The 12,660-nt window shown below is 61.0% G+C and carries 11 protein-coding genes; 2 read left to right on the plus strand and 9 right to left on the minus strand.

The window, feature by feature from the left end; genetic code table 11:
- Positions 1-19: 19 nt before the first annotated feature.
- The 8 genes from HX783_RS24490 to arnC are packed head-to-tail and all read right to left on the minus strand — an operon-like array spanning position 20 to position 9,337.
- On the minus strand, positions 20-1,642 hold the full coding sequence (locus tag HX783_RS24490; protein WP_177018562.1) for a phospholipid carrier-dependent glycosyltransferase: 1,623 nt from the start codon (positions 1,640-1,642) through the stop codon (positions 20-22).
- Between the two features lie 3 nt (positions 1,643-1,645).
- Positions 1,646-3,025: a UDP-glucose/GDP-mannose dehydrogenase family protein gene (locus tag HX783_RS24495; RefSeq protein WP_177018563.1), complete on the minus strand. Its 1,380-nt coding sequence runs from the start codon at positions 3,023-3,025 to the stop codon at positions 1,646-1,648.
- Positions 3,022-3,435 carry a 4-amino-4-deoxy-L-arabinose-phosphoundecaprenol flippase subunit ArnF gene (arnF, locus tag HX783_RS24500; protein WP_177018564.1) on the minus strand — a complete coding sequence of 138 codons (414 nt, stop codon included), beginning with the start codon at positions 3,433-3,435 and terminating at the stop codon, positions 3,022-3,024. Before arnF ends, HX783_RS24495 begins: the two co-directional genes overlap by 4 nt.
- Entirely contained in the window at positions 3,432-3,779 is a 348-nt protein-coding gene (gene arnE, locus HX783_RS24505; protein WP_177018565.1) for a 4-amino-4-deoxy-L-arabinose-phosphoundecaprenol flippase subunit ArnE, read from the minus strand. Before arnE ends, arnF begins: the two co-directional genes overlap by 4 nt.
- The gene (gene arnT / locus HX783_RS24510) at positions 3,776-5,431 is read right to left on the minus strand and encodes a lipid IV(A) 4-amino-4-deoxy-L-arabinosyltransferase (RefSeq protein ID WP_159956588.1); all 1,656 of its coding nucleotides are present in this window, start codon (positions 5,429-5,431) and stop codon (positions 3,776-3,778) included. Before arnT ends, arnE begins: the two co-directional genes overlap by 4 nt.
- The gene (gene arnD / locus HX783_RS24515; RefSeq protein ID WP_159956587.1) at positions 5,428-6,312 is read right to left on the minus strand and encodes a 4-deoxy-4-formamido-L-arabinose-phosphoundecaprenol deformylase; all 885 of its coding nucleotides are present in this window, start codon (positions 6,310-6,312) and stop codon (positions 5,428-5,430) included. The genes arnT and arnD overlap by 4 nt, the downstream gene beginning before the upstream one ends.
- On the minus strand, positions 6,312-8,303 hold the full coding sequence (arnA, locus tag HX783_RS24520) for a bifunctional UDP-4-amino-4-deoxy-L-arabinose formyltransferase/UDP-glucuronic acid oxidase ArnA (RefSeq protein WP_177018566.1): 1,992 nt from the start codon (positions 8,301-8,303) through the stop codon (positions 6,312-6,314). The genes arnD and arnA overlap by 1 nt, the downstream gene beginning before the upstream one ends.
- Entirely contained in the window at positions 8,300-9,337 is a 1,038-nt protein-coding gene (gene arnC, locus HX783_RS24525; RefSeq protein WP_159956585.1) for an undecaprenyl-phosphate 4-deoxy-4-formamido-L-arabinose transferase, read from the minus strand. Before arnC ends, arnA begins: the two co-directional genes overlap by 4 nt.
- Before the next feature lie 471 nt (positions 9,338-9,808).
- On the opposite strand from arnC, the gene HX783_RS24530 reads away from it, so the two are divergent.
- Positions 9,809-10,627 (plus strand): M949_RS01915 family surface polysaccharide biosynthesis protein, encoded by an 819-nt coding sequence (locus HX783_RS24530; protein WP_159956584.1) that lies wholly within the window; start codon positions 9,809-9,811, stop codon positions 10,625-10,627.
- Positions 10,628-10,735: 108 nt separating this feature from the next.
- The gene (gene xerC, locus HX783_RS24535; protein ID WP_177018567.1) at positions 10,736-11,650 is read left to right on the plus strand and encodes a tyrosine recombinase XerC; all 915 of its coding nucleotides are present in this window, start codon (positions 10,736-10,738) and stop codon (positions 11,648-11,650) included.
- A 146-nt stretch (positions 11,651-11,796) separates the two neighbouring features.
- Here the strand turns inward: xerC and HX783_RS24540 are convergent, their stop codons facing one another.
- Positions 11,797-12,654, minus strand: coding sequence for an SDR family oxidoreductase (locus tag HX783_RS24540; RefSeq protein WP_177018568.1), 858 nt, complete (start codon positions 12,652-12,654; stop codon positions 11,797-11,799).
- Between the last annotated feature and the right edge of the window lie 6 nt (positions 12,655-12,660).

A 12,660-nucleotide genomic window follows, 5' to 3' on the forward strand; every position in this document is an offset into this window, starting at 1 on the left:
ACGGCTGCTGTAAACGCGATCAGGGCGAGGAGGGCTTGGCCAGATGCAGCAACACATAAGGGTCTTTATCGAACTCGCCGGTCAGCGTCGGCGTGAGCGAGCGCAAGCGCGGGTCCTGCAACCGATTGAAGTCCTGTGCACTCATCACCAGCCAGGCAGGCGCTTGCAGCGGCGCCAGGTCAGCGGATGACTGGGTAAACAGTGGCACCTTATCGCAGTCGAAGTTGACCATGAACTTGATGGCCTTGGCGTCTTTACCCAAGCCATGCAGAACCACCGGTGCCGGTTGCTGCATGATCTGCGCTTTGACCGCCAGGCTGAAGGAACGGGTGTCGTAGAGCGAGCGCTCCAAAGGTTCGACTACCACGATATAGGTCGACCACAGCGCAAGCACCGCCGCGAATGCCGGCGCCAGTGGCCGCCACCGAGGTTTCACTACCGCCAGCAACGCCAGTACCTGCAAAACGCCCAATACCGTGAAGATCACCCCAAGGCTGCTGAGCTGTTCCGGATAACGCCGCCGCGCCACCACCAAGCCAATCACCAGCAGCGCCGGCAACAGCGTCCAGACGCCCAGCATCAAGCCGCGCAACCACGCAAACAGCCGCCCCTGGGTGACCTGGAACGGATAGGCCGCGATGATCGCCGCCATCGGCAGCATCGGCAGAATGTAGCGGGCTTTTTTCGCCTGCGGCACCGACAAGCCCAGCATCACCAGCAAACCGGCCGCCGCGCAGTACAACACCAACTGCAACGCCGGGTCCGGCGCGCGACGCCCGCCCGCCGCCACGGCCAGCAGCGCCAACAGCGCCAGCGGATAGGCCAGGGCGTAATTGCCCATGGAACTGGTGAAGTAATACAGCACGCCGCCGGAGCCTTCGGTGCCATCCATACGCCCCAGGAACTGCATGCGGATCACGTCCTGCATGAAGTCCTCGCCACCACTGAGCTTGGCCAGCAATAACAGCAGGCCGACACACGCCGCCAGCAACGCCAGGGCGATCAGGCCGAAGGTGAACAGTTGGCGCCATTGCCGGTTAAGCGCGTAGTAGCTGCACAGCACACCCGTTGGAATCACCAGGCCGATCGGCCCACGGATGGCAAAGCCGACAATCAGCAGCAGGAACAACCAATGCAAGCGTTTGGCCGCGCCGAAGTGATCGTGCGCATAACCCAGGTAGAACACTGCCAGGGCAACCAAGGCGAGCATCTGGTCCAAAGACACCGCGCGGGTTTCGCTGATAAAGGTGCTGCTGAGCAGCAACATCGCGATGCTCAGCAGGCCCCAGCGCGTGGAGTAGGGCGCCGTCAGGCGGTACGCCAGCGTAACGATCAGCGCCGACGCAATGGATGTGGGCAACCACGCGGTAAAGCTGGTGACCTGGCCAAACGGCAACGACAACACCCACGTCAACAGTGTCGAGGTTGCCAGGTAATCGGCGTAGGGCTGGCCGTAGGTGGTGGGGAAGAAACTCGGCCCGTGGCGCAGCATTTCCTGGGCAAACACCACGAAGCGCGAGTCGAACCCGATAATCGCCTGGTGCCAGTTACCCAGGATAAACAGCACCAGTGCCAAGAGCCCAAGCCCCAGCGACTGGTGACGGACCGTTGCGGTGAGCAAGGGCGGATGAGCTTTGTTCACGTATCAGGCTTCCTTGACCTGCTGCACCCAGTTTTGCTGAGGGATCGGCAGTTCGCAGGAGTCACCTCGGCCCATGGGGAAATACTTGAAGCCTTTGCGTGCCAGGCGCTCACCGTCGTACAGGTTGCGACCGTCGAAGATCACCGGGTTTTTCAGGCGATCGTGGATCAGGTCGAAATCCGGGGCCTTGAACTGCTGCCATTCGGTGCAGACGATCAGCGCATCGGCGCCGCTCAATGCCGATTCCGGCGTGCCCAGCAGGGTCAGGCGCGACTCGTCACCGTAGATGCGCTGGGTTTCCTGCATGGCCTCGGGGTCAAACGCACGCACATTGGCGCCCGCTGCCCACAGCGCTTCCATCAGCACACGGCTGGGCGCATCGCGCATGTCATCGGTGTTGGGCTTGAAGGCCAGGCCCCACAAGGCGAAGGTTTTGCCCTGCAGGTTGCCCTTGAAGTAGGCGTTGATGCGTTCGAACAGCTTGCTCTTCTGGCGCTGGTTGATGGCTTCCACGGCTTCCAGCAGGTCGCTGGAGCAATTGGCCTCTTTGGCGCTGTGGATCAAGGCGCGCATGTCCTTGGGGAAACACGAGCCGCCGTAGCCGCAACCGGGGTAAATGAAGTGGTAGCCGATGCGCGAGTCGGCGCCGATGCCCAGGCGCACGGCTTCGATATCCGCGCCCAGGTGCTCGGCCAGCTCGGCGATCTGGTTGATAAAGCTGATCTTGGTGGCCAGCATGCAGTTGGCGGCGTACTTGGTCAGTTCGGCGCTGCGCAGGTCCATGAAAATGATGCGGTCGTGGTTGCGGTTGAACGGCGCGTAGAGGTCGCGCATCACTTCACGCACTTCTTCACGCTCGCAGCCGATGATGATGCGGTCCGGGCGGCGGCAGTCGGCAACGGCCGAGCCTTCCTTGAGGAATTCCGGGTTGGAGACGATATCGAACTCCAGGTGGCGGCCGGCCACGCGCAGGTTCTTTTCGATATGGGCGCGCAAGGTGTCGCCGGTGCCGACGGGAACGGTGGATTTTTCCACCAGAATCACCGGCTCGATGCGATGGCGGGACACCGCATCACCCACCGACAGTACATATTTGAGGTCGGCTGAGCCGTCTTCATCCGACGGCGTGCCCACGGCGATAAACAGCACTTCACCGTGCTCGACCGCGAGTTTTTCATCGAAGGTGAAGTGCAGGCGTCCGCTTTCCAGGTTTTCCTTGACCATGGCCGCCAGCCCCGGCTCGAAAATGGTCACGTGGCCTTTTTGCAGCGACTCGACCTTGCTCTTGTCAACGTCCATGCAGATGACATCGTGACCGACTTCGGCCAATACGGTGGCCTGCACCAGACCGACGTAACCACTACCAAATACACTGATTTTCATGGGGCATTCCTGGGGCTTGCAACGCTAGCACGACGAGAGTTAATAACCAGTACTCCGAGGATGACCAAGGCCACCCCCAGGGTTTTTGAAAGCGAAAAATGTTCGTTGAACACCGGCAGGCTGGCGGCCAGCAAGTACACCAGCGCGTAGCTGATGCTGAGCAGCGAATAGGCGCGACCCAGGGGCAAATGCTTGAGTGCGCCGAGCCAGCAGAGCATCGACAGCGCGTAGGCGATGATCGCCAGGACCACCACGCCCAAGGCGCTCACGTCGATGCTGTTGCTGTTGAACGCGTTCAGCCATTCGGCAGGCAGCGGCAGGCGCGTCATGCTCCAGCGCATGCCCAGCTGGGCGGCGCTGACCAGGCCGACACTGCCCAGGGCCAGGGCAAAGCCTTGAACCCGGCTCATACGTGACGCCCCAGCAACACCACACCGCCGATCACCAGCGCGACACCCAGCCAGTGACGGCCATCGATGTGTTCATGAAAGACGAAACGCGCCATCAGCGTGACCAGTACGAAATTCAGGCTGAGCATGGGGTAGGCGATGCCCACTTCCAGGCGCTGCAACACCAGCAGCCACACCAGCAAACCCAGGCCCAGGCACACAAACGCCGCCCACAGCCAGGGCGAACGCAGTTTGGGCGCCCAGCCGTCGGGCTGGTCGCGCCAGCTTTCCACAGCAAACTTCTGCGAAACCTGGCCCATGCACGTGAGCAGGCACGCACCCAATAACAGCAGGAGGGTGATCATTGCGCGGCCTGCGGGAAGATCAGGATCACCAGGTTGCCGCGCTCGTAGCGCTTGCCGTCCTGGGGCAGCAGGTTCACTTCAGCCACTTCATCGTCGCCCTTGACCCGCATGACCACGCCGACCGGCCCTTGTTTGCGCGCATCAGCCATCCATTGCTGGACCTGGCTGGTGTCGATTCTGCGGTGGGCGGTGTCCGCGTAGGCGATGCCATATTTCACTTCACCGACGGTGTTGTAGAGCGCGACATCCGGGCGGCCCAGGCGCCAGGACAAGGCCGACGCCGCGCCCAGGTCATTGCTGAGCAAGGCGGTGGTCGTTTGCAGCTCTTGCTGGTGGTCGATGATGAATTGATCCGGAATCTTGTTGTAAACCACCGAGTGGGGCAGCGCGGCCGGCACCAGCAGCACCAGCAAGCCGCTGCCGATCAGCGGCGCGGCCCACAGTTTTAACGGGCGCGCGGCGTGCAGCAGGTTGACGAGGATCCAGCCGAACAGGCAGACGAACACCAGCACCAGGCTGAAGGTTTCCACGCCGTGTTCATACACAGGCTTTTTCATCTGGAACCAGCTGAGCGCCAGCAAGGCCAGCACGCCGAACGCCAGGTTCAGCCAGCCGTTGATGCGCAATGCGCGGCCATGGCCCAGTGCAAGCTTGTTACTCAGGGTCGAGCCCATCAGCAAGGCCAAGGGCAGCAGGCACGGCATGATGTACGACGGCAGCTTGCCCTTGGCCAGGCTGAAGAAAGCCAGGGGCATCAACAGCCACAACAGCAGGAACGCCGTCTTGGGCAGGCGTTTTTCCAGCCATGCGTGTTTAATCGTGGACGGCAGCAGGGCAATCCATGGCAACGAGAACGCGACCATCAACGGCAGGTAATACCAGAATGGCTCGGCATGCTGGGCGTCCTCGCCGGCAAAGCGTTGGATGTGCTCATGCCAGAAGAAGAAGTTCCAGTAGTCCGGCTCTTGCAGGTGCACCGCCAGCGCCCATGGCAGGCTGACGACAATGGCGACGACGACCGCCACCACACCGTAACCGAGCAGTTCACGAAAGCGCTTCTGCCAGATCGCATAGGGCAGGGCGATCAGCACCGGCAGCAACCAGGCAAGAAAGCCCTTGGTCATGAAGCCCATGCCGCAGGCAAAGCCGAGCAAGGCCCAGGACCACAAACGGCCACGGCGCGTGGTGCTGTCGAAGCAAAACCACAGTGCAACGCCGGTCAGGTTGACCCAAAAGGTGAACTGCGGATCGAGGTTGGCATAACCGCCGAGCAACGCCACGCTGACAAAGCTCATGTACAGCACAGTACTGACCAGGCTTTTTTGCGGGTCATTCCACAAGCGGCGCGACACCAGGTAAACCAGCACAATGCTCAGCCCGGTGCTCAAGGCCGAGGCAAAGCGCACGCCGAACAGGTTCTGCCCGAAGATCGCCTGGCCCAGCGCAATCATCCAGTAGCCGGCGGCGGGCTTCTCGAAGTAGCGAATGCCCATGAAGTGCGGCGACGCCCACTTGCCGGTCAGCAGCATTTCCTGGCTGATTTGCGCGTAACGGGTTTCATCCGGAATCCACAGGCCGTGCGTGGCCAGCGGTAACAGGTAAAACACGCCGAACGCCAACAGGAGCAGGGGCAATGCCCAGCGCCGAATCATGCCTGCTGCACTCCGAGCCAACCCTCGCGGCCGCTCAGGGCGCCGCGCACCAGGTGTTGCTGGGGCAGGGTGGTCACGTCCGCGGGCAACAGCTCGCCCAGGGGTTTGAAGTCGATGCCGCGCTGCCCGGCCTGGGCCAGCAACTGGCGAAAATCTTCAGCCATCAGAATCCCTTCTACTTCTGCGTGGATCGTATAGACGTTCAGCTTCGACTCGGTAAACCGGTCAAGAATGAAGCTGTTGAAGTCTTTGGCAGCCACCACCGGCCCGACGACTTCGTCGAAGGTCGGCAGGTCTACCGGAATTTGTGGGGTGCCCGCGCTGCCATCGGCCAGGGTTGGACGAAACAGGCTGGTGCCCCGGCAATCGCTGTTGTAGCGAAAATTGAAGCCTTGCTTGGCTTGCACCACGCGTTCATCGGCGCGCCAACCGGCAGCCGCAGAACAATCGATGCGCTCACCGAGGATGTCGCTCAAGGTGTCGACGCCACGGCGGATCTGTTCGACCAGCTGTGCATCGCTCCAGCGCCCGGTGTTGGCCTGCCAGCCGTGGTGATCCCACGCGTGCAGGCCGACTTCATGGCCGGCGGCCTTGGCCTGGCGCATCAAGTGCCCCAGGTCGCGGCCAATCGGCTTGCCGGGCCACGCGGTGCCGGCCAGCAAGATGTCCCAGCCATACAGCCCGGCGGCATTGGAACGCAGCATCTTCCACAGAAATTGCGGGCGGATGAGGCGCCACAAGTGGCGCCCCATGTTGTCCGGCCCAACGCTGAAGAAGAACGTCGCTTTTACCCCTGCTTCATCCAGGGATTCGAGCAACCGCGGCACACCTTCACGGGTGCCACGGTAGGTGTCGACGTCGATGCGAAGGCCAGCCTGCATTACTTCTTGTCCGCGATTTCGAGCATGGCTTCACGCAGGAAGAAATCCAGGGTGTTGCCGATGGTTTCGCTCATCTCTACGGTCGGCTCCCAGTTCAGCAGGCGCTTGGCGTTTTCGATGCTTGGCTTACGGTGTGCCACGTCCTGGTAACCGGTGCCGTAGAACGCCTTGCTTTCTACGTCGCGGAAACCGGCGAACGGCGGGAAGTTGCTGCGCAGCGGGTGCGCTTCGAACTGACGCAGCAGTTCTTCGCCCAGTTGGCGGATGCTAGCTTCGTTTTCCGGGTTGCCGATGTTGATGATCTGGCCGTTGCAGACATCGTTGTCGTTATCAATGATGCGTGCCAGGGCTTCGATGCCGTCGGCGATGTCAGTGAAGCAACGCTTTTGCTCACCACCGTCGAACAGGCGGATCGGCGTGCCTTCCACCAGGTTCAGGATCAACTGGGTGATGGCGCGGGAGCTGCCGATACGGGCCGAGTCCAGACGGTCCAGGCGCGGGCCCATCCAGTTGAATGGACGGAACAGCGTGAAGTTCAGGCCTTTGTCGCCGTAAGCCCAGATCACGCGGTCCAGCAGTTGCTTGGAAACCGAGTAGATCCAGCGCTGCTTGTTGACCGGGCCGACCACCAGGTTGGAGGTGTCTTCGTCGAAGTACTGGTCCTGGCACATGCCATACACTTCGGAGGTCGACGGGAAGATCACGCGCTTGTTGTACTTGACGCAGTAGCGAACCAGTTTCAGGTTCTCTTCGAAGTCCAGCTCGAACACGCGCAGCGGGTTACGGGTGTATTCGATCGGCGTGGCGATGGCCACCAGCGGCAGGACCACGTCGCACTTCTTGATGTGGTACTCGATCCACTCGGAGTGAATGCTGATATCGCCTTCCACGTAGTGGAAGTTGGGGTGGCTGCGCAGGCGCTCGATGGCGTCGGAGCCGATGTCCAGGCCGTAGATTTCGTAACGGTCGTCACGCAGCAGGCGCTCGGACAAGTGGTTACCGATAAAGCCGTTCACGCCCAGGATCAGTACGCGGGTACGACGTGGCTTGCGGCCGGACTCGGCGCCGCGCAGTACGGAGCCGTCGACCAGGCCCAGTTCGTCGGCCAGGGAAGGACCGGCCAGGTACAGGCCGTTGGCGTTACGCTGGCCGAACTTGACCACCAGGGAATCTTCACCGCAGGCGATGCGCAGCGGGTTGACGCTGATCACACGGCCTGGCGCCAGGCGTTCGTTGCCCTTGACCACTTCGGCTTGCCAAACGATCAGCTTGTGCTCGCCGACCGCGCAGAAGGCGCCCGGGTACGGTTGGGTCACGGCGCGAACCAGGTTGAACAGTTCTTCAGCCGGCTTTTTCCAGTCCAGCTTGCCATCGGCGGCGGTGCGGCGGCCGAAGTAGGTGGCTTGGCTTTCGTCCTGGGCGGTTTCTGCCAGCTTGCCTTGAGCCAGTTGCGGCAGGGCGTCACGCAGCAGGTTGGTGGCGGCGTCACGCAGTTTGGCGTGCAGGGTCAGGCCGGTGTCAGTGCGGTCGATCACGACTTTCTGCTGGGCCAGGATCGCGCCGGCATCGGCACGCTTGACCATGCGGTGCAGGGTCACGCCGGTTTCGGTTTCGCCGTTGACCAGCACCCAGTTGGCCGGTGCGCGGCCACGGTATTTGGGCAGCAGCGAGCCGTGCAGGTTGAACGCGCCTTTTTTGGCGGTGGCCAGCAGGGCCTCGCTCAGCAGGTTGCGGTAGTAGAACGAGAAGATGTAATCCGGGTTCAGCTTGGCAATGCGCTCGATCCACAGTGGGTGGTTGGCGTCTTCCGGTGCATGCACCGGGATGCCGTTGCGGGCGCACAGTTGCGCGACGGAGCCGTAGAAATTGTTTTCCTTGGGGTCGTCGGCATGGGTGAACACCGCAGCAATTTCGTAACCCGCATTGAGCAGGGCTTCAATACCAGCACAGCCAATATCGTGGTAAGCGAAGACAACAGCTTTTGAATTCATGACGAAACCTGATCGGAAGGAGAAGTAGAAGTGGTATGGGAGGACACCAGGCCGTCAACGACGACCACTGGAGCCGGTGCTGCCGGTTGGTTGCGCAGCACTTTTTCAATGAAGAAACGCGGACGGGCGCGCACATCGCTGTACATGCGCCCCAGGTATTCACCCAGGAGGCCCATGCCGATGAACTGGCCACCGGTGAACACGAACAATACCGCAAACAGCACGAACGTACCGTCGCCGGCCCAGGTTGCACCGAAGGCGAGGCGCATGACGATCAAGGCAAAGGCGAACAACATGCCCAACGCGGCCAGGCTGAAGCCGACAATGCTCAGCAGGCGCAATGGCGTGGTGGTCATGCAGGTCAGCAGGTCGAACATCAGGCTGATCAAACGCATGGCGCTGTATTTGGACTCGCCATGTTCACGCTCGGCGTGGTGCACCAGGATTTCCGTGGTGTGGCGGGCAAAGCCGTTGGCCAGGATCGGGATAAAGGTGCTGCGCTCGCGGCAAGCGAGCATGGCGTCGACGATGGTGCGGCGGTAGGCGCGCAGCATGCAGCCGTAGTCGGTCATGGCCACGCCGGTGGAGCGCTGCACGGCCAGGTTGATCAGGCGCGAAGGCCAGCGGCGAAAGGCCGAGTCCTGGCGGTTGTTGCGTACGGTGGCCACCACGTCGTAGCCCAGGGCGGCTTGTTCGACCAGGCGCGGGATTTCTTCCGGTGGGTTTTGCAGGTCGGCGTCAAGCGTGATCACCACCTCGCCCCGGCACTGTTCGAAGCCGGCCATGATTGCCGCATGTTGGCCGTAGTTACGATTGAGGATCACCGCCACTACGTTGCTGCCGTCTTCTGCGGCAGCATCCTCCAGCAATTGGGCGGAATTGTCGCGACTACCATCATCCACCAGGATGATTTCGTATTCGTAGGCCAGTTGCTTGCAGGCTGCCGTCGTGCGACGCAGCAATTCAGGCAGGCTCTCTTGTTCGTTGTAGACCGGGATAACGATCGACACGCAATGAATAGGGTAGGGTTTCAAAGATTCATGACCTCGGGGCTAGAGCGATTGGAGCGTGAAAACAGCAGTAATCAGTGGCTGGATAGTCAGAAAACTGATTAAACATAGCGTGGGGTTGCGGCATTCATTCGACTTTCCTGAGGACGGGCAATGTTTTCTTCCATGGGCTAGCAAAGTAAAGACGAAAATCGTGAAAGGTAAAGCCTAATCAACAGGTTAGTCGGAGAACACACGGTTCGTTCTCAAGTCCTGCGGTCAAGATTAAGCGGAAAATTGTTGAACGAATATGAAAGGCGGATGAAAAACTCGTTTATTTGACAGGTAGACAGCTAGGGTTCAGCTAAGTAATAGAGCCGCCGGTGGTTACCTTTGATGGGTAAAACCAGGGCGTTTTTTCGACAGTACTGTGTGCCGCCGGTTTTATTCAACAAACTTCTCTGCATTGGCCCTCAAGTGCCGGTAAAGTAAGCCATCTCTTGCCAGGGTACTCGGATGAATAGCGTGCAGCTTTTACGCGGCCAGTTGCGGCCCGCGTTGATGGGATTGTTGATGGCTGTGGCCTGTGTCACGACCGTACGGGCCGATGACGGGGTTGCGCTCACCACCGTCGACCAAGTGCCCGAAGGCGTTGAAGTGCGCGGTAAACAGGTCGCGGCCTACACCTGGGACGACCGCCAAGGCAAGAACCTGCTGGTGCTCGCCGAGCAGGTCAGCGAGCGCGACGACGACGGCACCCAGTCGGCATTTGTCTACGCCGCCCAGTATTTGCTGAGCGGCGACCATCCCAAGCGCGTGTGGATGCTCTACGACGATGTGCAGCATTGCCAATTTGACGCGGCGCTGCGCTTCGACATGGCGGCGACCAAGGTCACCGACCTGGCGGGGGATGGCATCACCCAGGCCACCGTGGGCTATTCGCGTACGTGCACCAGTGATGTCAGCCCCAACGAATTCAAATTGATCATGCATGTCGGCAAGTCCCAGAAGTACCGCCTGCGCGGCGTCGACCGCGTCGGCGCAAGCTGGTGGGATGAAGAAGCCGGGGCCTTGCGTGGCATGCCATTGCCCAAGGATTGCAGCGTGGTGGCGCAGCAGGCCCTGGTCAGCCAGTACAAGGAACAGGGCACCGAATTGCCCTTGCCGGGCTGTTATGGCGATGAAAAAGACTTCGCCAAGGCCCCGGACAGCTACCTGGCATTCATGCGCCAGCACTGGTTCGCCTTGATGCAAAAGCAAGACACCGAGTGGAGCCAATCCCAGACCCAGCCGCAACCCGAAGACCCGACCGAGGATGACGAATCGGCCCCGTGATTTTGTGCCAGGGCCGGTCCTGCGTTAGACTCGGCCCTCGCCAATTCACTAAATACCTCGATTAAACAATGGTTTGCTTGAGGTATTTAATCCAAAGGCTGATCTACCTTGACTGAGTCTATTCGCAATCCGCTGACCCTCTACCTCACCCGCCTGGCCCCCTCCAGCCAACTGACCATGCGCTATGTGCTGCAGGATGCCGCCGACCGCCTGGGCTTCGAAGATATCAACCTCGAAGACATCGACTGGCACCTGCTGCAACCCGAACACGTGATTGCCCTGGTCGCCGCGCTGCGCGAAGACGGCTATGCGCCGAACACCTCATCGCTGTATGTGAATGCGGTGCGCGGGGTCATGAACGAAGCCTGGCGCATGAGCCTGATCAGCCAGGATCACCTGCTGAAGATGCGCTCGGTCAAAGCCGCCCCCGGCACACGCCTGGGGCAGGGGCGCAACCTGCGGCGTACGCTGATCCGCGAGATGATGGACGTGTGCGCCGCCGACCCACGGCCCCAGGGCCTGCGGGACGCGGCGGTCATCGGCATTCTGTATGGTTCGGGCATGCGCAAGTCGGAGTCGGTGAACCTGGACCTGGCGCAGATCAACTTCGCTGAGCGCAGTTTGCGTGTGACCGGCAAGGGCAATAAGGAGTTGATCAAGTACGCGCCGGCCTGGGCCTTTGACAAGCTGACGGCGTGGCTGGAATTTCGCCGCGAACAGCTCAAGGAGGGCGAGCAGGACGACTCCTTTCTGTTCAATCGCATCCGCCGGGGCAGCCACATCACCCGCGAACGCATCACCAAACACGCGATTTACTACATCGCCCGTCAGCGCGGCGAACAGGTGGGCGTGAAGATCATGCCGCATGACTTCCGGCGTTCGTTTATCACCCGGGTGATTGAAGAACATGACCTGTCGATCGCGCAGAAACTGGCGCACCACACCAATATCCAGACCACCGCCAGCTATGACGTACGCGACGATAATGAGCGGCGGCGGGCGGTGGATCGGTTTGATTTGTAGCTTCGATTAGCTCTTTGGGAGCCGGCTTTTGTGGCGAGAACGCTTGCTTGCGCTGGGGTGCGAAGCGCCCCTGAAAGCGGCGAGCGCTGCGCACTCGAACGGGAGCAAGCTCCCTCGCCACAGAAGCCAGCTCCAACAGGTAGAGCTTATAGAATGGGCTTGCCGCCAGTCACCGCATAGCGCGAACCGGAGATGTAACTGGCTTCATCCGAGGCCAGCAACACATAGATCGGCGCCACTTCCACCGGCTGGCCGGGGCGGCCCAATGGCGTTTCGCTGCCGAAGCTCTTGACGTCTTCATCGGTCATGGTCGAGACAATCAGCGGTGTCCAGATCGGGCCTGGCGCTACGCTGTTGACGCGAATGCCCTTGCTGCCCAGCAACTGCGCCAGGCCACCGGTGAAGTTGGCGATGGCGCCCTTGGTCGCGGCATAGGCCAGCAGCGTCGGCTTGGGCATGTCCGAATTGACCGAGCTGGTATTGATGATCGAGCTGCCGGCTTTCATGTGGGGCAGGGCGGCCTTGCAGATCCGAAACATCGCGGTGATGTTGATATCGAAGGTCTTGACCCATTCCTCATCCTCGATCTCTTCGAGGGTTTCGTGGGTCATCTGGAACGCCGCGTTGTTGACCAGCACGTCGATACGGCCGAACTGTTCGACGGTTTTGTCGACCAGTGCCTGGCAGTTGGCCTTTTGCGCAATATCACCCGGCAGCAGCAGGCACTGGCGCCCGGCTTCTTCGACCCAGCGTGCGGTTTCCTGGGCGTCTTCATGCTCGTCCAGATAGGAAATGGCCACATCGGCGCCTTCTCGTGCGAACGCGATGGCCACCGCACGACCGATGCCGCTGTCGGCACCGGTGATCAAGGCAATCTTGTTGGCCAGCCGACCGGAGCCTGTGTAGCTCTGCTCACCGCAATCAGGGTAGGGGTCCATTTTTTTCTGGGAGCCGGGCACGGATTGGGCTTGCGGGGCGAAGGGTGGGCGAGGGTAGTCAGTCATGTGTGT

Origin of the sequence: Pseudomonas sp. D2002, from assembly GCF_013385735.1 — a bacterium.
GTDB lineage: Bacteria > Pseudomonadota > Gammaproteobacteria > Pseudomonadales > Pseudomonadaceae > Aquipseudomonas.